The organism is Aurantimonas sp. A3-2-R12 (assembly GCF_036016755.1).
GTDB classification, from domain to species: Bacteria; Pseudomonadota; Alphaproteobacteria; order Rhizobiales; family Rhizobiaceae; genus Aurantimonas; species Aurantimonas coralicida_A.
Window position 1 is genome coordinate 171,610 of record NZ_JAYXIH010000003.1, and the last position, 20,618, is coordinate 192,227.

At 63.2% G+C, this 20,618-nt stretch carries 15 protein-coding genes and 1 pseudogene; 5 read left to right on the top strand and 11 right to left on the bottom strand.

Annotated features, from left to right (window positions below):
• Positions 1-296 precede the first annotated feature (296 nt).
• The 4 genes from VSX60_RS02895 (at position 297) to VSX60_RS02910 (ending at position 4,901) form a co-directional block, all read left to right on the top strand.
• A complete protein-coding gene (locus VSX60_RS02895) occupies positions 297-1,427 on the top strand; it encodes an FkbM family methyltransferase (RefSeq protein WP_327622645.1) in 1,131 nt (376 codons plus the stop codon).
• The gene (locus VSX60_RS02900) at positions 1,424-2,149 is read left to right on the top strand and encodes an FkbM family methyltransferase (RefSeq protein ID WP_327622646.1); all 726 of its coding nucleotides are present in this window, start codon (positions 1,424-1,426) and stop codon (positions 2,147-2,149) included. The genes VSX60_RS02895 and VSX60_RS02900 overlap by 4 nt, the downstream gene beginning before the upstream one ends.
• A gap of 691 nt (positions 2,150-2,840) precedes the next feature.
• Entirely contained in the window at positions 2,841-4,544 is a 1,704-nt protein-coding gene (locus VSX60_RS02905; protein WP_327622647.1) for a B12-binding domain-containing radical SAM protein, read from the top strand.
• 165 nt (positions 4,545-4,709) lie between these two features.
• Positions 4,710-4,901, top strand: a complete 192-nt coding sequence (locus VSX60_RS02910) for a hypothetical protein (RefSeq protein WP_327622648.1) — start codon at positions 4,710-4,712, stop codon at positions 4,899-4,901.
• Between the two features lie 862 nt (positions 4,902-5,763).
• On the opposite strand, the gene VSX60_RS02920 is transcribed toward VSX60_RS02910, so the two are convergent.
• From VSX60_RS02920 to VSX60_RS02970, 11 genes are all read right to left on the bottom strand, one after another.
• The gene (locus VSX60_RS02920; RefSeq protein WP_327622649.1) at positions 5,764-7,302 is read right to left on the bottom strand and encodes a class I adenylate-forming enzyme family protein; all 1,539 of its coding nucleotides are present in this window, start codon (positions 7,300-7,302) and stop codon (positions 5,764-5,766) included.
• Positions 7,303-7,443: 141 nt separating this feature from the next.
• Positions 7,444-8,634 carry an acyl-CoA dehydrogenase family protein gene (locus VSX60_RS02925; protein WP_327622650.1) on the bottom strand — a complete coding sequence of 397 codons (1,191 nt, stop codon included), beginning with the start codon at positions 8,632-8,634 and terminating at the stop codon, positions 7,444-7,446.
• Between the two features lie 10 nt (positions 8,635-8,644).
• Positions 8,645-9,526 (bottom strand): nitrilase-related carbon-nitrogen hydrolase, encoded by an 882-nt coding sequence (locus tag VSX60_RS02930; RefSeq protein WP_327622651.1) that lies wholly within the window; start codon positions 9,524-9,526, stop codon positions 8,645-8,647.
• 79 nt (positions 9,527-9,605) lie between these two features.
• A complete protein-coding gene (locus VSX60_RS02935; protein ID WP_327622652.1) occupies positions 9,606-10,496 on the bottom strand; it encodes a glycine betaine ABC transporter substrate-binding protein in 891 nt (296 codons plus the stop codon).
• A gap of 38 nt (positions 10,497-10,534) precedes the next feature.
• Positions 10,535-11,257: an ABC transporter permease gene (locus VSX60_RS02940; protein ID WP_327622653.1), complete on the bottom strand. Its 723-nt coding sequence runs from the start codon at positions 11,255-11,257 to the stop codon at positions 10,535-10,537.
• Positions 11,247-12,395, bottom strand: a complete 1,149-nt coding sequence (locus VSX60_RS02945; protein ID WP_327622654.1) for an ABC transporter ATP-binding protein — start codon at positions 12,393-12,395, stop codon at positions 11,247-11,249. Before VSX60_RS02945 ends, VSX60_RS02940 begins: the two co-directional genes overlap by 11 nt.
• Before the next feature lie 22 nt (positions 12,396-12,417).
• Entirely contained in the window at positions 12,418-13,068 is a 651-nt protein-coding gene (locus VSX60_RS02950; protein WP_327622655.1) for an ABC transporter permease, read from the bottom strand.
• Positions 13,069-13,255: 187 nt separating this feature from the next.
• Positions 13,256-15,679, bottom strand: coding sequence for a GcvT family protein (locus VSX60_RS02955; protein ID WP_327622656.1), 2,424 nt, complete (start codon positions 15,677-15,679; stop codon positions 13,256-13,258).
• A gap of 57 nt (positions 15,680-15,736) precedes the next feature.
• Positions 15,737-17,269 (bottom strand): trimethylamine methyltransferase family protein, encoded by a 1,533-nt coding sequence (locus tag VSX60_RS02960; RefSeq protein WP_327622657.1) that lies wholly within the window; start codon positions 17,267-17,269, stop codon positions 15,737-15,739.
• Positions 17,266-18,639: an MmgE/PrpD family protein gene (locus VSX60_RS02965; protein WP_327622658.1), complete on the bottom strand. Its 1,374-nt coding sequence runs from the start codon at positions 18,637-18,639 to the stop codon at positions 17,266-17,268. Before VSX60_RS02965 ends, VSX60_RS02960 begins: the two co-directional genes overlap by 4 nt.
• 178 nt (positions 18,640-18,817) lie before the next feature.
• The gene (locus tag VSX60_RS02970) at positions 18,818-19,777 is read right to left on the bottom strand and encodes a GlxA family transcriptional regulator (RefSeq protein WP_327622659.1); all 960 of its coding nucleotides are present in this window, start codon (positions 19,775-19,777) and stop codon (positions 18,818-18,820) included.
• A 183-nt stretch (positions 19,778-19,960) separates the two neighbouring features.
• On the opposite strand from VSX60_RS02970, the pseudogene VSX60_RS02975 reads away from it, so the two are divergent.
• A pseudogene (locus tag VSX60_RS02975) lies at positions 19,961-20,288 on the top strand (transposase); the annotation flags it as partial.
• Positions 20,289-20,618: the final 330 nt, after the last annotated feature.

Below are 20,618 nucleotides of genomic sequence, written 5' to 3' on the forward strand. Positions count from 1 at the left end.
AAGGTTTGCGGCAGGGAGCGCGTTCAGGGTGCCGTTCGGTAGACTGCGGCGACAAAAGCCGCAGATTGATGACGCCGTATAGCCCGCCGAGCCTGGGAACTCCAGGCGGAGCGGTCAAATGCGCGAGAAAGGGATTGGGCCGAGGTGCGGCAGCGTAATTGGGAGAACCGGCTGTCGCGGCTGCGCGAAGAATGGTGGGTGGCGTGACCTCTGTTTGCCCCGCTGCATCCCCCGGTCGCGATGACCGGGTCAGCCGCCATTTCGACACCATGCCTGATTCCAGCGGAGCTTCTGCTTTGCTCCGGGCGGTCAATGCTGCCGCGCCCGGCGGCAGTCCCGTGGTGCCCGGCAACCGTCCGCTCTGGCTCTATGGTGCCGGCGATCTGGGTAAGCTGGCCCGCAGTCATCTCGATGCGGTCGGCCAGCCCATCGCAGGCGTTGTCGATCGCAACGCCGAGGCGCATGCAAACGATCCGGCCTGGGCCGGCATCCCGGTGCACGCGCCCGAGACCGTGCCGAAGGAGGTGAAGGCGAAGGCGTTGCTCGCAATCTCCATCGTCACAAGCCCCTACGCGCCTTTGCACAAAGTGCTCAACGACCAGGGCTGGACCACATGCGTGCCCGTCTATGACGTGGCCGAGGCGTTCCGCGACAGCCATCCACTGAGCAATGGCTGGTTCGCCTCTCAGCTCTCCGAGCTGGAACTGGAAGAAGCCGGCCTGGTGCTGGCGGCCTTCGCCGACGATGCTTCCCGGGCGCATTACCTGCGCTTTGCCGCTTGGCGTCTCGGGCGGCAGGAGTGGGACTTCGCAGGTGCCCCGGTGGTCCCGCGGGAGCGCTTCTTCATCCCCGAGATCAAGGCGGCCCTGCGCCCCGACGAACGCTTCCTCGATGCTGGCGCCCACCATGGCGGCGTGACCGCCCGCCTGCTGGCGGAAACCGAAGGTGTCTTCTCGACGGTCTGGGCCGTGGAGCCCGACGAGGCCAGCCGGGCCGGGCTCCGATCCTATGTCGAAGGGCTTCCTCCGCAGCTGCGGGACCACATCCATGTGGTCGACGCCGTGCTTGGCGCGCGGCGCGAGCCGGTCCGCTTTCATGATGGTCTCGGCTATGCATCGCAGATCGCCGTTACAGGTCAGGCTCTGCGCTCCAGCGAGCCCTTGGACGACCTGGACCTCGACGTGACATTCATCAAGCTGCATCTGGAGGGGGCGGAGCTCGCCGCTCTTATCGGCGCGCGGGAGACGTTGCACCGGTGCCGACCGCTCGTCGCGCTGACTGTCTATCACGATGCTGCCGGCCTGATCGAGACGCCGCGCTGGCTGGTGCGGAACCTGCCCGATTACGCAATTTTCATGCGCACCCATGCCTGGTGCGGCACAGGCGCCGTGCTCTATGCCCTTCCCAAAGAGAGGCTCGTTCCATGACCGTATCGGCCGCCGCCAATCGTTTCGTCATGGATCTCGGCATGAACAATGGCGACGACACTGCCTACTATCTCGCCAAGGGGTACGATGTCGTTGCGCTGGAGGCGAACCCGCGACTCGCCTTCGCCGGTCGCGCACGGTTTGCCCCCGAAATTGCCGCCAAGCGTCTGACGCTCGTCGAAGCCGCAATTTGGAAGACGTCCGGCATCGTGACCTTCCATGTCAATGACGACAACGATCATTGGAGCAGCATCGAGCCCGGTTGGGCGGGGCGCGACGACACGGCGACCCACCCGGTGGAAGTGCCCGCCGTGACTCTCGGCGACCTGTTCAAGCGCCATGGCTCGCCGTTCTACCTGAAGATCGACGTCGAGGGCGTGGACGGGCTGGTGCTGGACCAATTGCGGGAGCAACCCACCAAGCCTTCCTATGTGAGCGTCGAGGATTGCCGCTTCGGATTCGACTACATCGAAACACTGGCCGCTGCTGGGTATGACGGCTTCAAGCTGCTGGATCAGTCTACGGTGGGGGAGATGCGGGATACGGAAATCGACTACGACTTTCCCGCGTCATCCTCAGGCCCCTTCGCCGAGGATGTGCCGGGCCACTGGTTGGCCAAGCGGGAGTTCGTTGACCTCTATGCGAGGACGGTGCGCGACCGGTCGGGGCGCCGACTCGCACCGAGGACAAACTGGTGGGATATCCACGCGGCACGGCTCTGAAGCCGGGATCGACGCGAACGACCGCGAGCCGTTCGGTCCTGCATCAGAACTTCGTCAGGATGACCGAGCGCGTAGCCTTCAGCTACAATGGGAGAGAAGATCGCATTCGACCGCCACCGCCATCCCCCCCCCCTCGCGCCAGGAGGGACGGAGGCCGCGCCCATTTGACCCGGCCGACCGTAAAACCATGTCTGCCGAACGTCACGCAGGGATACGTCCCCTTTGGTCCGGACGCGAAGGTTCAGCGTCACACCAGCCTGTCATGCGACCTGACATCAGGCGCTTGCCGTCGAACTGGGGTCGTCGGCCCCGGTGTCTTTCCCAATCTGTCGTCCGACACGGAGCAGGCAGCGATCGCATCGGAGCCATCCGCCATGCCGCCTCCGAAGCGACAGATGTTCCCCTCAGGGGCGGAGCCGTTCTCGCCGGCACTTCCGCCGACCTCGTCATTTTCGCGGTGTTGTTTCGCAGTCGATTGGACCGGTCCGCTCGGTCCGCGGTACGCCGAAAGGCGATGGACGGGGCGGGGCAAGCCGCGCATGGTGCGGCCATCAGGAGCGGCGACCGGGTCTGACGATCATGGCAGTAGCGACGCCGTGATGTGTGCCCAACCGCTGATCGCAAGTCGGACGTGGACCATGCCGTGGCTCCAGGCCATCACCGCCCCTCCAGGACATCGGGAGTCCGACCAGTGAAAAAGCTGCTCTTCATCATTCCCCCCTATTTCAACGCGAACGACTATCTCGACAAGCATCGCGCGGCCGTGCTGCCCGCCTTCACGATCCCCTACGGGATCCTGTCGATGGAGGCCTATCTGGTCAAACACTGCGCCCAGCTGGGCGGCATGCGATTGCTGGATCTCAATGTCACGCTCAAGCGGCTGGTGGAAACGCGGACGGTCGATGCCCACGAGGCCGTCTTCAATGCCGAACTGCAAGCGGTTCTGGAGGATTTCCAGCCCGATATCGTGGGGATTTCGGCGCTGTTCAACTCGTCGTTCGGATATATCCAGCGGCTGGTCAAAGTCGCCAAGGATTTCGATCCCGGCATCCTGACGATCGCCGGCGGCGGGCTGCCTTCGGCGGCCTACAAGTTGATGCTCGACACCTGTCCGGATCTCGATGCCATCTGCAAGGGCGAGGGCGAACTGCCGCTCAAGGCGCTGATCAATTCAGACGATCCGGCTGAGGTCATCGCGAACCATCGCGCCTGGGTCGACCGGCCGGCGATTGCCAGGGGCAAGGCGCCGGCCCACGATTTCATCGCCGATCTCGACGACATCCCACCGATGAACTATTCGATCATCGATCTCGACAACTACAACCAGCGCGGGATCGACAAGCGCTACACCGACCAGCCGAAGCGGGAAATGGCGATCCACACCTCTCGCGGCTGTCCATTCCTGTGCGTGTTTTGCTCCAATCCCTCGCTGCATGGCCGCGATGTCCGCTTCATGTCGGTCGAACGTGTGGTCGCGGATGCCAGGCGCATGCGCGACGATTTCGGCATGACCGTTCTCATGCTGGAGGACGACCACTTCTTCCATGACAAGGAGCGCGCCAAACGGCTGCTGCGGGAGCTGGCAAAGCTCGACATCCGCTGCGAGTTTCCCAATGGCGCCGCAGTCTATGCGATCGACGACGACATGGCTGAACTGCTGGCCGCAGCTGGGGTCTCGGCGGTGGCATTGGCCGTGGAATCGGGGTCTAACCATGTGCTCAACAACATCATCAAGAAGCCGCTGAAGAAGAAACTGATCAGGCCCGCGGTCGAAGCCTTGCGCAAGCACGGTGTGCGATCGCATGTGTTCATCGTCACCGGCCTGCCCGGCGAGCTTGACGAGCACCGGCAGGAAACGCTGGAGATGCTGCTGGAAAACGGGTTCGACTGGATCCACGTCTACCTCGCGATCCCGATTTTTGGCAGCCGGCTGTATGATATCTGCGTCGAGAACGGCTATATCGAAAACACCGGCAATGAGAATTTCGTCGCGACCAAATCGGTGATCCGGGCGCCGGGAATCGACCCGGTGAAGCTCGAGGCCTTTGCCTACGAAACCCAGCTTCGGGTGAATTTCGTCGAGAACTACAACATCAAGATCGGGCGGCATGACATCGCGCTCCACTACATGAAGAACGTCGTCGACAAATATCCCGATCACGGCTTCGGCCACTTGTACGTTAGCCAGTGCTATGCGGCGCTCGGAGACCAGGAGCTGGCGCTGGAGCATGCGGCCAGCGCACGCACCATCTTCGACACCGACGACTGGTGGAAAGCCCTCGCTATCAAGCATGGGTGCGACTATCGGCGCATCATCGATGCGGTCGTCGACGAACAGCCGCTGCCGCCAGTGGCTGGTTCGGCCAAGCCAATCGTGGAAATGGCTTCGGTGTGATGGCGGCTTTCCTGTCCCCGTATTCCTCGGCCGAAGGAGGATCATGTTACCGTGTCCTGTCCCGCGATCGTCGCCCCCGGCGCTTCGAGGCGGTCCAGGCATCGCTGCGCAGCCGTAACCCGAAGCTTTCATCTCCTCGCATACTTACGGGTCCGATTGCTGCGCATGGAGGAAGAGCTGGCGAACGCGCGACAACGGATCAGCCGCCTGATGACGGTGATGGAGCGCGGTCTCATCGAAGCGTTCGATCCCGATCTCGCAGCGAAGCTTTCTGCGGAAGCAACTCACAATGACGGAGGGCGGGCCGTACCCACTGGGAGTCAGGAATGGTGCAGCCGACAGGGTTCGAACCTGTGACCTTCGGCTTCGGAGGGCGACGCTTCATTCGGCTGACCTACAGGGTCGCAAACCCGGCCGGCGATGTCGGACCCGCGTCTATCGCAACGTTCGCGCCGAAGATCGAAAACAGTACCGTCAAGGACCACTTCTGTCCGGATGGTACTTCCGAATTTGGAGCTGATCAATATGGACGAGGCCCGTCACACGGACCGTCAACTCCGATTGCTGCATACCGATAGACACCAATAGGATATGATAGATTATTATCTATTTATCAATGCGTTATAGCGTATCGTGGCGTGCCTTCGGATACTGCCGGAGGAGCGAAAATCACTCCCATTCGATTATTTTTTTCGACCTAAACATCTGTTTTAATTGCACAAAATTTATTTTTAGCCGGCATATACCGTGAGCGAGACCGTCAAAAAGTTAGCCTCTTGAATTTGCAGGTTTTTTTGGAACGGTGCCGACTTTAAAAATTCTGTTAACTATCGACATCTATCGGCCATTTCACGGGTGTCTTGAACGGCGAAAGTCGAACGTCACCTTTTAATAAAGTACCGTCAAAACCGACAAACTCAATACGCTCACCTCGATCCTGGATCGATGGATCGCGGGCGTTGGTGCGCGAGAACTACGCGGACTTCGGGCCAACACTTGCCTGCGAGGAGCTGATTGAGCGCCGCCAGATCGCAGTCAGCAACGAGACGCTACGCAAATGGATGACCGATGCCGGCCTCTGGATGTCCCGCCGCGAGCGCAAGGTTGCTGTCAGCAACTCGACCCCTACCGCAGAACCCTCGATGATCGCCGCACCGGTGATGCGGTCCTACAGTGCTATGAAAGGTGCAGACGCCATCAGCGACGCTACACCGCCGAGCTACAGCATCCGTTGGCACACGACCTCGAAGGCGCCCAGCAGTTCGCGCTTCAGAACCTTGCCGCTGGGATTGGTGGGCAGTTCGTCGACGAATTCGTAGCGCTTCGGCCGCTTGTAGGACGCCAGATCGTCGCTTGTCCGGCAATAGGCATCGATCGCCTCGGCCGACAAGTCGGGATCGCTGCGGACCACCACCGCCGTCACCGTCGCGCCCCACCGATCGTCCGGAAGACCGATCACCGCAGCCTCCCTAACCCCCGGACAGCGGTAGAGAACCTCCTCGACCTCGCGCGGATGGATGTTTTCGCCGCCGGAGACGATCATGTCGTCGGCGCGTCCATGAAAGTAGTAAAACCCATCGGAATCCTTGGAAAACAGATCACCGGTGTAGACCCAGCCGGCCTTGAGCTTCTTCTGCGTCTCGAACGGCTTGTTCCAGTAGCCACTCATCGCCTGTGGCCCGCGCACGATCAACTGGCCGATCTCGCCGCTCGCCACCTGCTCGCCCGGCGCCACCTCGCGCGAAGGATCGTCGCGGATCACCCGGCATTCGGTGATCAAGGTCGGCTTGCCACAGGAGCCGAGCTTGGCGAGAGCGTCGTCCGGGTGGAGAAGCAACGCCAAGCTCGCCTCGGTCATGCCGTAGCCGTTGAAGACGCGCGGGCAAAGCTCGGCGAGAACCCGTTCCATCACAGCCGTCGAAATCGCCGAGCCGCCGGTCGTCAAAAGGCGCAGGCTCGATAAGTCGAATTCCTTGAAACCTGGGTGAAACAGCATCTCCTGGAGCTGCGTCGGGACGGCGAAGAGCGTGGTGATCCGATCCGTCTCGATGGTCGCCAGCGTCTTTTCCACTTCGTAGCGCCCAAGGACGACGTTGGTGCCGCCCACCATCATGTGCGGTATGAAATAGGCCTGCATGCCACCAACATGATAGAGGGGCGCGATATGGAGGGCGTTGTCGCGGTGGTTGAGACCATATTCCATCACGCAATTCATCGCGATGGACAGGTCGTTGCCGTGGGTGTGAACCACTCCCTTGGGCTTGCCGGTCGTTCCGGACGTATAGACCAGAGCCGAGATGTGCGAACCGTCGAGGCTCGGATAGATCTCCTCGCGCTCGTGTGTCTCTTCGGCCAGCGTCTCGAAATGGTGGTGGCCCCGCGGGATGTTCGCTTCATCGTAGGCACAGCCGATGAAGTCATGGACCGAGCGGATTTGAGCCTGGATCTTCAGCGCGTTCCGGGTGAGATTGCGGCCATAGATCAGCACCCGCGCGCCCGAATCCTGGATGACGTAGGCCGCCTCGCCCGCCGCCAGCCGATAATTGAGCGGCACGGCGACCGCGCCGAGAAGCTGGCAGGCGAAATAGGTCGTTACGGAATTTTCCGAGGTGGAGACGTAAAAAGCGACCCTGTCGCTCGCCCTGACGCCGATGTCGGAAAGCGCCTGGGCGAATCGGCGGATACGGGCGAACCATTCGGCGTAGGTCCACCGCCGGTTCTCGAAAATGAGGGCCGGATGGCCTGGGTAGCGGTCCACCGACGCTTCGAGCNGGCGAACCATTCGGCGTAGGTCCACCGCCGGTTCTCGAAAATGAGGGCCGGATGGCCTGGGTAGCGGTCCACCGACGCTTCGAGCATACGGGCGATATTCACTGGGATCGTCTTTCCGTCTTGAACATCAGAGATTCGGCTTGATCGTCGGCATCTCGCGGGCGGCGATCAGGTATTTGCACATCTCGGACGTGCCGCCGACGATCGGCAGGGCGCGGGCATCACGGTAGATCTGTTCCGCCCTTCCATACTGCCGGGTGATACCGTCGCCGCCGAGGATCTGTACGGTTCGATCCGCGCAGAAGGTCGCCGTCTCGGTGGCGACCAGTTTGGCCTGCGCCGCCTCGCGCATCAGCGCCTTTCCGTCGAGGCCGGCGTCATACATTTTGGCAGCCCGGTAGGTCAGCAATTCCGCGGCGTCGATCCGCCAGCTCATCTCGGCGATCATGTCCCAGATGAGCTGCTTCTGCCCCAGCTTCTGCCCGAAGGCGTCGCGTGTCTCCGCGTGCTCTCGCGCGATATCGAAGGCCGACCGCGCGACGCCGAGGCTGGAGCCGCCGAGGATGACGCGCTCAAAGTTGAAGGCGCCCAGCATGATACGAAACCCGCCGCCGACCTCGCCGAGGAGGTTTTCCTCCGGCACGCGCACGCCGTCGAGCGCGACCTCGCCGACAACGCAGCCGCGCCGCCCCATGAAGTCGTAGCTGCGTGGGAAGGAAAGACCGGGCGCATCCGCCGGCACGGCGATCGCGGACATCCCCTTCTGCGGCGCCACGCTGGGATCGCTGATCCCCCAGACGACGTAGATGTCGGCTTTGCCGGCATTGGAGATGTAGCGCTTGAAGCCGTCGATGACCCATTCGCTCGCCGCCTCGTCGAAGCGGATCGTCGTCTCCATGCCGGCACTGTCGGAACCGACATTCTTCTCGGTCATGCAGATCGAGCCGACGGCTCGGCCCTCCAGAATCGGCAGCAGATAACGCTTACGGATATCCGGCCGTGCGTGACGATGAAGCGGAAAGGCGCAGGACAGCGCCGTCGCGATCGTCGTCTCGAAGGCGTAGTTGAGCGCCGCCGCCTCCTCGGACACGATGGTGGCGTGGGTCAATCCGGAAGCGGAAAGTTCGCCACGATACAGGTCGGCGAACATCAGCTTCATGTAGCCGGCCTCGCCGAGCGCCCGAACGGCTTGTTTCACCGCTTCCCAGTCCTGCCGGCTCTCGATGGCATCGGCGCGCGGGGCGAGTTCCTCCGCGAAAAACCGCCGGATCTCATCCCGAAAGCCGCGATCCTCGTCGGTCAGAAGGAAATCGCGCATCCTATGCTCCTCAGCCACCGACGCGGATGAAATCGGGAACGCCGAGTTGTTTGACCAGGCGTTCGGTTTCGCGCAGGACGAGGTCGATGTTGGAATCGCGTACGGTGGGCAACTGGCGCCGCGCCCGGCGCACCTGATCATAGTCGATCTCCGCCATGATCATTCTCTCTCCATCGTCCGCCACCGCCAGCTCGGCGCCGAACGGGTCGACAATGCGCGAGCCGCCCCAGAAGGTCAGATCCTTTTCGACGCCGCAGCGATTGGCGAGGATCGTCGGGGCGCCGTACATCATCGAATAGAACTTCGCCGTCAGCTTCCAGCCGCCCGGATTGTCGAATTCCGCGCCGACGGCCTCCACCCCGGAACTGATCGGTGCGATCAGAAGAGTCGCGCCATGCAGGAAGGCGAGATGCGTCAACGCGGGATTCCAGAGATCGGCGCAGATCAGCAATCCGGCCCGCCAATTCGCGTCGAGGGTGTAGGTGTCGACAAAACGGCCATTGGCGAAATGCTTGCCTTCCTCCAACTGGCCATAGGTCGGAAGATTGACCTTGCGGTGGATGTATTCCAGCCCGCCGCGATAGAGGCTCGCCGCGGCGTTGTAGAATTGCGCGCCGGGTCCCTCCTCGATCAGGCCGACGACCACGCGCATCTCCCCCGCGGCCTCGGCGAGCCGTATCAGTCGTGGGTCGTGACGGCTCATCGCCGCCTCAAGCAGACTGTCCGGACCCTGATGGCCGACCAGCGAGAGTTCCGGGAACACCAGCAGATCGACACCGGCGCGGCGGGCGTCCGCTATCCAGTCGAGATGTTTGTCCACATTCGCGTTGGCGTCGCCGATGACGCTTGCGATCTGCGCAACCCCGGCATTGACGATCAATTTGGAATTCACAACAGGCTCACCGACGACACCGTACCCACAACGGAAGTCGGGGCGGCACGAGCGCCCCGACGGTTTCAACACTCGCCGTTCAGACGAGGTTATTCTCTTTCAAGAAGGTTTCGGCAACCTCCTCGATGCTCTTCTTCTCGACGTCGACCTCGGCGTTGAGTCTGGCCATTGTGGAATCGTCGAGCTTCTCGGCGATGGAACTCAGCTGTGCGTCGAGTTCGGGGGACTCGTCCAGAACCTCTTTCCGGACCACCGGGGCCAAGGCGTAGGAGGGGAAATAGCCCTTGTCGTCCTTCAGCGTGACGAAGTCGAAGGCCGGAATGCGGCCATCGGTGGCGAAGACCAGGCCGACGTCGACCTCGCCGTCCTTCAGCGCCTGATAGACAAGGCCTGAATCCATCCGCTTGATGTCGGAGCGGGGAAACTCAAAGCCGTAGGCTTCCTGCAGCGGCTTGAGACCGTCGGGTCGCGCATAGAACTCGGCGTTCGAGGCCAGCGTCAGGCCCGAATCCTCGTTCACCTTCGTGGCCAGGTCGGACAGGCTTTCGACGCCCTTCTCTTCCGCGTCCGCCCTGCGCATGGCGAGAGCGTAGGTGTTGTTGGCGTCGGACGGCGCGAGCCACACGAGGCCCTTCTCGGCATCGAGTTCCTTGACCTTCTCGTAGGTCTCGTCCGGTCCGAGCTTCTCCTCGATCTTGTTGTAGGTGATCAGGGAGGTGCCGGTATATTCCCAATAGACGTCGATCTGGCCGTTTTCCATGGCTTGACGAACCGCCGCCGAGCCCATGCCGGAGCGGTTGTCGACCTCGTAGCCTTTCGCCTCGAGGAACTGCGTGGTGATTTCGGCGAGCAATTGCTGCTCGGTGAAGTTTTTGCCGCCGACGACGATCTCCTCGGCCGTTACCGCGTTGGTCGAGGCGAGCGCGAGGAGGCCGCCGGCTATCAAGGCTTTTAGGGGTTTGTAGAACATTTGGTGGTTCCTCCTTGTTGTTTGGGCGTGCGCCCATCTCAGCGAAGCGGATTCACGCCGCGTGGAATGAGCCAGTACTGCGTCTGGCTCATGATGAAATCGACCAGGACGGCGAGCGTGGCCGTCGGCAAGGCTCCCGCGAGAAGCATGCCGGTCTCCATCAGATCGATGCCGGTGAAGATCAGCTCGCCGAGCCCGCCGCCGCCGATCAGGAAGGCCAGCGGCGTGGTGCCGACATTGATCGCGAGCGCCGTGCGGATGCCGGAGAAAATCACGTAAAGCGCGTTGGGGATCTCGACGCGCCAGAGAATCTGCGACGGCGTCATGCCCATCCCGCGTGCGGCTTCTTTGAGATAGGCCGGCACCGCCAGAAGGCCGGCATAGGTGTTGCGGATGATCGGCAGCAGCGAGGCGACGAAGAGGCCGAAGACCGCCGGCGTAAAACCGATGCCGAGCAGCGTCATCGAGAGAGCCAGCACCGCCAGCGTCGGAATCGTCGTGCCGACATTGAAGATCTGCATGATCGTCTCGGCCGCCCCCGCCATCGCCGGCCGCGACAGCCAGATGCCGGTCGGAATGCCGATAAGGATGGCAAGGCTCCCCGACACGCCGACGAGAACCACGTGCTGCCGTGTCAGGTAGATAATGTCGGCCCAGTAGTCGGCGATGTTGGCGATTAGTCCGACATTCGTCACCCAAACCCCCAGCGCGAAGGCGAGAGCCAGGCCGGCGAGCAGTGGAAGGCGGCTTTCAGCGGCCATGATGCGCCTCACCGCCGTTGGCCTTGGCGCGATAGGTTTCGCCCAATACCCGTTTGATGTTCGATTGGGTGATGACGCCTTGATATGTGTTAGCTGCGTCGACGCATGCCACCCAGCTCCTGTCGTGGGTGAACATTTCGGAGACGACGGTCCTCAGATCGGCATTCTCCCGTACCGTCGTCAGCAACGGCGCCGTGACTTCGGCGACGTTGCCCCCGTTCTGGGTGGCCGTCTCAATAGTCAGATATCCCGTCGGGCGTTTTTCGGCGTCGAGGACCACCGCGAAATCCATCTCCCGCTCGCGCATGATGGCGGCGGCGTCGGCGGTGGTCGTATGCCGGGAGACAACCGGCGCCTCGGGGTCCATGGCCTCGGCGGCCGTGACCAGACGCAACCGCTTCAGCGTCCGGTCCGCGCCGACGAATTCGGCGATGAACTCGTTTGCAGGATGCGCCAGGATATTGTCTGGATTATCGTATTGCTCGAGTTTCCCGGCGCGGAAGATGGCGATCTTGTCTCCCATCTTCACCGCCTCGTCGATATCGTGGCTCACGAACATGATCGTCTTGTTGAGTTCCGCCTGCATCTTCAGGAACTCGTCCTGGATAATCTCCCGGTTGATCGGATCGATGGCGCCGAACGGCTCGTCCATCAGCATCACCGGCGGGTCGGCGGCCAGGCCGCGAATGACGCCGATCCGCTGCTGCTGCCCGCCGGAGAGCTCCTTGGGATAACGCTTCAGGAACTGGGCCGGATCGAGCGCCACGAGTTCCAAAAGTTCCGCGGCGCGCTTTCGGGCCTTGGTCATGTCCCAGCCGAGAAGCTTGGGAACGACGCAGATATTCTCCTCGACGGTCATGTTCGGAAACAGGCCGATCTGCTGGATCACGTAGCCGATCCGGCGGCGCAGCTCGACCGTGTCGATCTTGTCGGTGTCCTCGCCATCGATGTAGACTTTACCGGAGGTATGGGGGATCAGCCGGTTGATCATCTTCAACGCGGTCGTCTTGCCGCAACCGGAAGGTCCGAGCAGGATGCAGATCTCGCCCCGCGGCACATCGAGATTGATGCGGTCGGCGGCGACGATCGGCCCGTTCGGCGTCTCGAAGACCTTCGTCAGATTCTCCAGCCGGATCATCGTTCGCTCCCCCCTTCCAAGTTCATTGCTCGACACCTTTCGGGGTTAGGCGCTTCTGCACCCACAGGAGGGTGTAGTCCGCAAGGATCGCCAGGAGGCTGACGGCGAGCGCGCCGGTGATGAGCTGGCGCGGATCGGTCTGGCTGATGCCGCGCGAGATCAGCACGCCGAGACCGCCGGCTCCGATATACGCAGCGATTGCCGCCACTCCGATATTCATGACAACCGCGGTTCTGACGCCGGCCATGATGACCGGCACGGCGAGCGGAATCTCAACACGCCGCAGACGCTGTGCGGACGTCATCCCCATACCTCTGGCTGCTTCGCGCAGCGCCGGGTCGACATTGGTAATCGCCGTATAGGTGTTCCGGATGATCGGCAGCTGCGAGTAGAGCAGGATGGCGATCACAGCGGGCAGATAGCCGATCCCCTGTCCGATGATCGAAAGGACCGGGATCAGGAGGCCGAAGAGCGCGATCGAGGGCACGGTGATGATGATCGAGGCGACATAGAGTACCGCGTCGGCGACGGCCCGGTTCTGGGTAATCGCGATCCCGATCGGGACCCCGGTGAGAATGGCGAGCCCCACCGCCACGCCGACGATCCAAAGATGCTCGATGCCGAGTTCGATGATCGTGTCGATATTGTCGATGATGAACTCGATCGTCTCCATGCTGATCGCCTACCTCCCGCGACTTACTTCCCCGCAGCAGAGAAATGAAAGCCGACGTTTCTCTGTAAACGGCTCATCAAGGATGCCGCCCCTCCTTTGCCTATCCTAATCATGCTTTGCCTCCGGACGCATCCGCTCGGCCGGATTTGCTTGCGTCAACAAAGCTTTGCGCCAACGACACGTCGCCTCAACCGCGGATGCGGCCCTGATTGGCGTCGAACAGCGGCACCGGTTGGATGCGCGCCGCCAGCCTCTCGCCGAGCAATTCGATCTCGAACCCGTCGCCGTCGGCGATTTCCTTCGGCACGTAGCCCATCGCCATCGACACCGACGAGCCGTGCGCGTAGCCGCCGGACGTCACCCAGCCCCGCACCGCGCCGCGATGCCAGATCGGCTCGTCGCCGATCACTTCCGCGTCCCGCGCCTCGACAGTGAAAGCCCGTAGCCGCAAACGACCGCCGCTCGCGCGCTCCTCAATGGCTGCGGTCTTGCCGATGAAATCGGCCGGCTTGCCATAGGCGACGAAGCGGTCGAGCCCGGCTTCGAGCGGACCGTAGATCGGCCGATATTCCCGCAGCCATGACCCATAGTTCTTTTCAAGCCGCAGTGCGTTCAAGGCGCGCGAGCCGAACAGCCCGATCCCGAGCGGTTCCCCCTCCTCCATCAGCTTGAGAAAAACAGCCCGTTGGTATTCCGGCCGCATCCAGATCTCGTAGCCGAGATCGCCGGTATAGCTGACCCGCCCGACGAGGCAGGGCGACATGCCGACGTCCATCCTGCGAATGTCCATGAACTTGAAACTCGTCGCCGAAACGTCCTCGCGAACGAGTTTCCGCAACAGCTCGCGCGACCTGGGCCCGGTGATCGCCAGCCCGGAAAGCCCGCCGCCATGCGCCTCGATCCGCACCGAACCGTCCGCGGGCAGATGCGTCTCGAACCATCGCATATGGTACTGCTCGGCCGCCCCCGAGCCGGTGAGGAACCAACCGGCCTTCCCAAGATTGGCCAGGGTGAAGTCGCCGATCAGCCTGCCGTCCTCTTTCAGCATCGGCGTCAGAGTCATCCGCCCCGGCTTCGGGAGGCTCGCCGGCAGCAGCCGGTCGAGCCAGGATTCCGCGCCCGGTCCACCGATCGTGTAGTTGGCAAAGCCCGAGATTTCCGAAAGCCCGACCGCTTCGCGGACCGTCAGGCATTCTCCGGCCACATGCTCGAAATCCGACGACCGCCGCCATGAGAGCTCATCGCGGACGCCTTTCGGCGCGAACCAGAGCGGTACTTCCAGACCATGGGACGCGCCCCATTGCGCGCCGCGGGCGGACAAGAGGTCGTAGATCGGCGTCGTCTTCAACGGCCGGCCAGCGGTAAGTTCCTCGTTGGGGAAGCGGATGGAGAAGCGCCGCGCGTAGTTCTCGCGTACTTTGGCATTGGTGTAGGCAGGGCTCGCCCAGTCGCCGTAGCGCGCGATGTCCATCGCCCAGACGTCGAAGCCCGGATCGCCCTCGATCATCCAATTGGCGAGCGCAAGCCCCACGCCACCGCCCTGGCTGAACCCGGCCATTACGCCGCAGGCCACCCAGAAGCCCGGTCGGCCGCGCACCGGCCCGACCAGCGGATTGCCGTCCGGCGCGAAGGTAAACGGGCCGTTGATGATCTGCTTGATGCCGGTCCGCTCGAAAGCCGGAAAATGTTTGAAACCGACTTCCAGCGAGGGTGCGATGCGGTCGATATCCGGCTCCAGCAGCTCGTGGCCGAAATCCCACGGTGTTTCAACCTCGGCCCAGGGTTTGCCGGCCTTCTCGTAGGTGCCCATCAGCATGCCGCCGCGCTCCTGGCGCAGATACAATTCGCCATCGAAGTCGATAGCGTGAATGATTTCGCGGCCGGTCTTCCTATTCCACTCGGCGACCTCGGGCATGTCCTCGGTGATCAGGTACATGTGCTCCATGGCCAGGACAGGCAGTTCGACCCCGACCATGCGCGCGACCTCGCGGGCCCACAGTCCGCCGGCGTTGACGACGTGCTCGGCGACGATCTCGCCCTTGTCGGTGATCACCCGCCAGTATCCGTCCTCGCGCTGGACAAGGTTCTCGACCTTGGAGAAGCGATGGATTTCGGCGCCCAGTTTCCGCGCGGCCTTGGCATAGGCGTGGGTGACGCCGGAGGGATCGAGATGTCCGTCGACGACAGTTCGCACCGCCCCGACGAATTGCGACGGATCGAGCAGCGGCATCAGTTCGCCGGCTTCCTCCGCCGAGATTTCCTCCAGCTCGATGTCGAGATAGCGGCCCTTGGCTACGACGCCGCGCAGCCAGTCCATCCGCGCCTCGCTCGCCGCCAGCATGACGCCGCCGGTCAGATGCACGCCGGTCGCTTGGCCGGACAGATCCTCGATCTCCTTGTAGAGGTCGATGGTGTATTTCTGCAGCTTGGCGACGTTGGGGTCACCGTTGACCGTATGCATCCCGCCGGCCGCGTGCCAGGTGGAGCCGGAGGTCAGCTCACTGCGCTCCAGCAGGACGACGTCCGTCCAGCCGCCCCGCGCCAGATGGTAGAGCACCGAGCATCCGATGACGCCGCCTCCGATCACGACTGCCCGAGCGTGTGATTTCATCGGCGCCTCGCTCCTGTTCCTACGCGGCTCATTCGATTCTCCCAGTCGCGCGAAGATTCATGGCTCCCCCGCCCCGATGTCTTCCTTGCGCCGGGCGACATAGGCTTCCAACGCCTCGCCAACGGCCGGGTCGATCACTGGCTCCTGATATTCGGCGAGCGCCCTTTTCCAGATGTCCGTGGCGCGGCTGGTCGCGTCCTTGGAGCCGGATTCGGTCCAGCTCCCGAAGTTCTGCCAATTGGACAAGAGCGGCTGGTAGAAGGCGGTCGAATAGCGCTCTAGCGTATGCGGCTCGCCGAAAAAGTGCCCGCCGGTCGAAACGCCGGCCAAGGCGTCGAGCGCCAGTTCCGCCTCGTTGACCTCGATCGGCTTTAAAAATTCGATCATGTGCTGGATCATCTCGACGTCGATGATCAGCTTCTCGAAGGACACCGTCAGCCCGCCCTCCTGCCAGCCGGCGGCGTGGTAGACGAGGTTGCCGTGGCCGAGAATCGCGCCCCACAGCGCCATCAGCGTCTCGTAAGCGCCCTGCGCGTCCGCCGCGTTGGAGGCACTGCCGGGCGTCGTGCGATAGGGCAGACGGTAGCGCCGCGCGAGCTGGCCGCTGGCGATGTTGGCCTTCGTGTTCTCGGGCGTGCCGAAGGCCGGGGCGCCGGAGCGCATGTCGACATTCGACGTGAACGCCCCGTACATCACCGGCGCGCCGGGATTGACGAGTTGCGTCAAGACGACGCCGAAGAGCGCCTCGGCGTTCTGCTGGGCAAGCGCGCCGGCGAGCGTCACCGGGCTCATCGCCCCCATCAGCGTGAACGGCGTGATCGCGGCGGACTGGCCGAATTCGGCCATGGTCATCAGCCCCTCGGCCATCGCCTCGTCGAAACGGCGTGGCGAGTTGACGGAAATGATGGTCGTGATCCCCGGATCGGAGCGCATCTCGTCGACGGTCATACCGCGCGCGATCGCCATCATCTCGATGCCGTCGAGCGCCCGGCCACGGCCGATGGCAGTGGCATGGAAGCACTTGTCCGTCAGCGTCAAATTGGCAAAATAAGTGTCGAGGTGGCGCGAATTTGCTGGTAGCTCCATCGGCGCGCAGACCTGGTTGCCGAGCATGTGGATGCAGTTGAAATGCTGCGCCAGTCGGACGAGGTCGCAATAGTCCCGATAGTTTCCCGCCCGCCGGCCGCGCTCCATGTCGTGAACGTTCGGCGGCCCGGCGACGAGGGTGAAATTGATGCTGACGCCGCCCAGAACAATCCGTCGGGCCGGATTGCGCGGCGTCAGCGTATAGACCGATGGCGCCGTTTTCACCGCCTCCTCGACCAGGCCCCGGTCGATCCGAACGTTCGCTGTTTCCTGGTCGACAGTCGCGCCGGCCTTGGCGAAGAGGGCGAGTGCGCGCGGGCTCATCACCTCGATGCCCATCTCTTCCAGAATTCGCATCGAGGCGAGATGAATCGCCTCGATCTGATCGTCCGAAAGGACGGCCATCGGCGGGTAAGGATTGCGGACAGGGCGGAGCGGCAGTTGCGGAAGAGTCGTCGCGGTCCGGCCCCGACTCTGGCTGCGCCGCGCGCGTGTCCGGCTCATGCCGTCTCTCGCAGGTTCGGGACGAGTCGCGGTTCGCTGGCCTCGGGTGGCCGCGAAATCGCTTCGAGAAGCGGCGTCACCGAGGCGGCCTCGTCGAGATTGGCCACCAGATCCTCGACCGCGCCGACACGCTCGCCGAGGCCCGAAACCGCCATCAGGGCGTGGAATTTCTCGGCAATCTCGCCATCGCTCAAAGGCGTGTCGGCATCGCCGCGAGCGGACGCCGGCCCGGAGCGCACGATCGAGCCGTCCTCCATGTGAAGCTCGATCCGCGCCCAGCGCTCAGCGGGAAACCTGGCATTGAACGCCGGGTCTTCGACGAGCCGAACGGCCTCGGACAGACGCAGAATCTCCGGATCCCGAAGCGCCGGACCGGAGATTTCCGCAGGTCCGACGTCGCCCTTGACAAGGGCCGCCGCGATCGAAAAGGCGAGACTATACTGCGCTTCCTCTGTAGTGGCGGGACGCGCCTTTGCGAGCCGCGAGGCCTCGTGAAACGTGTGGACGGTGATGCCTGTGATCCGCTCGCCCGCGGCATTGGTGGCGGCCAGCGCCTGAAGCCCGGCTTCGATCGCCGGCTGGGCCCAACGACAGACCGGATAAGGCTTGAAATAGCATTCGAGGATGCGCCAGCGGCTTCCAAGATCGTCCCATATATCGGCGACTTCCTCGGCTTCGGCCGTCAGCGCTGGCGCGCCGGTGAAGCCGTCGCGGGCGAGATAGGCGGCGCTGACGCCCGCCATCGCGCCCCAGCCCGATCCGTCCTTGACCATCGTCGGATGGTCGATGCAGCGCATCATCTGACTGCGCGGTCCGTGATATTCGGCGATGCCCATCGCCTCGCGCATCCGCGTCCGGCCCAGCCCGAGGACACGGCCGCACAACGCGGCGGCGGCAACTGCCACCCAGGCACCGGACGTGTGATAGTCGGCCGCCGTGCGATGCAGCGCGATGCCAGCGCGAATGGCGATCTCGTAGCCTAGCGCAATCAGAGTCAGGAATTCGGCGCCGGTAACACCGCCTTCGGCCTCGGCGACGGCGGCGATCGCCGGGAACAGGCCGCAGCCGGCATGACCCTTGGTCAGCGGATGGCCGTCATGGGCATCGAAGGCATCGATGGTCATCGCATTGGCGAGGGCCGCGCCGGCAGGGCTGACGCTTCGGCCGTCGAAGAACAGCGACGCGCCGACCTCGCCCGCTGCGAACTGGCTCCGCGCATGGCCGCGCGCGATCCTCGAAAGCTCAGTGGCCGAGCCCGCTGCGGCGACACCGACGAGGTCGAGCAGGCATCGCCGCACCTGCACCGCGACGGCATCGGGAATGTCTCGGCGCCGCGTCGACGCCACGAAGTCGATGGCCGAAGAATCCATGCCTCTGCGCTCCTCTCAGTGCGCGATTTCGACGGAACCGGGTTGGAGGCACGTCGGGCGCGTCGGTCCCGAACGGTCTGTCGAGAGAACGACATCTTCGAGAGTTGAGGACGTTCGGGCTATCGCAAATCCGACACCTTGATAGGGCGATACGTCCGGCGCGCCACAAGCCTGGTCTTCAATCAAACCGAGAATTACGCCGGGAGGCATTCGGCGCCTTGCCGAAATGGCTGCGATAGGCGGCGCTGAACTGCGAATGGCCGGCGAACCCGGTCATCTGGGCAATCTCGATCAGAGGAAGATTGGTGTGGATCAAGAGCTCGTGGGCCTTTTCCAACCGCCGCGCCCTGTAGAAATGCAGCGGCGAGCAGCCGAGCCAGGCCTTGAAAAGCCGCTCGAGCTGCCGCGGTGGCGTTTCGGAAAGGGTGGTGATGGCACCGATCGACAAGGGCTCTTCGATGTTCGCCAGCATCAGCGTGACGACCTTTTGCAGCGAGGGCGGCAACGTGACGAGACGATCGAGGGCGCCGGAGCGCTGGGCCTCGGACGGTTCCCTGATGCGGTCGATCTGGAACTGGTTGCCGACGGCCCGCGCAAGACTCCCCCCATGTGTCTCGGTAATCCGGTGCAGCATCATGTCGGCGCTCGCAAGCCCCCCTGAGGAGGTATAAAGATCCTTGTCGAAGACGAAGAGCGCGTTCTCGGCGCGGATCGCGGGGAATTCCTGCTGGAACGCGGGCAGATACTCCCAATGGACGGTGCAGCGCGCATCCCGGATGATGCCGGCGCGGGCCAGAATGAACGTTCCGCCCGAAATCGCACCGAGCTTGATGGTCTGCTGCCGCATGCGCTGGAGCGCGGCGTTGATTGCCGGCCGGCCGGCCGGGTCGGTGTCGGTGCCCGCGCAGGCGAAGAGATAGTCGAGCTTAGGGAACTCGCGGATAGAGCCGCAGGTCGAGACAGTCATGCCGTTGGAGGCACGGACCTCGGCTCCGTCGAGGCTGAGATAGCACCAGGAATAAGCATCCCGACCGAGCTGACGGTTGGCGCTGCGCAGGGGCTCGATTGCCGCCGCAAGGCTCATCATCGAAAAATTCTCGACGAGAAAGAAACCGATCCGCTCCGGCTCTCCGCCCATTTGCAATTCCTTTCGACAGCGGCATGGCTATCTTTCCGGAGAAGATAGCCATGGCCGCTTCGCGGCGGCAAGCCGCTCCTGCCGCTCCACCACAGACGGGCCGGGAGTTTGCCGTTTCGCAGGCCGCGTTCATTCCGCGCCAGAAATCGTCACTTCGCAGCAAGTCGCCAGCGGCTTGGGAAGATCGAAGGCATCGGCCCTGTCACGGCAACAGCCTCGATCGCCGCCGTGGGCGATAGAAACTGCTTCAAGAACGGCCGTCAGTTCGCGGCCTAGCTTGGCCTGGTGCCGAAGCAGCGATCCAGTGGAGGGCGAGTCTGCCTGTTCGGCATCAGCAAACGTGGCGATCGGTAACTGCGTACACTGATGATTCATGGCACTCGCGCCGCTTTAAGCCGGGCTGGCCGGCAAGCAGGATCCGCGAAGCCTCTGGCTCGGCAAAATGCGGCAACGGCGGCACCCCAACGTCGCGGCCGTTGCGCTTGCCAACAAGAATGCGCGGATCGTGTAGGCTATATTCTCGGGCGACACAGCTTACGAGCCCGCGCGGTCGGTGAAGGCGGCCTGAGGCGAAGCGGACGCCGACACGATCCTCGCCTGCTGCCAGCATGGGTCAAGGATTACTGCGAAATCCACCCGCACTCCGGCCTGAAGTTCCGATCGCCTCGGGAGTTCATCCGCCTCAGTGCCTAATCCAACCGCCGACTGTCCGGCGAAACGGGGTGCACTCCAGGATGAGCGGCAGCGTCAATTACGATAAGCGCCTGCGGTCGAGGTCGAAGGTTTCCTAATTGTCGCGCGAGGTCAAGGTCAGGACTGCGCGTCAATTAGGATGAGCGGT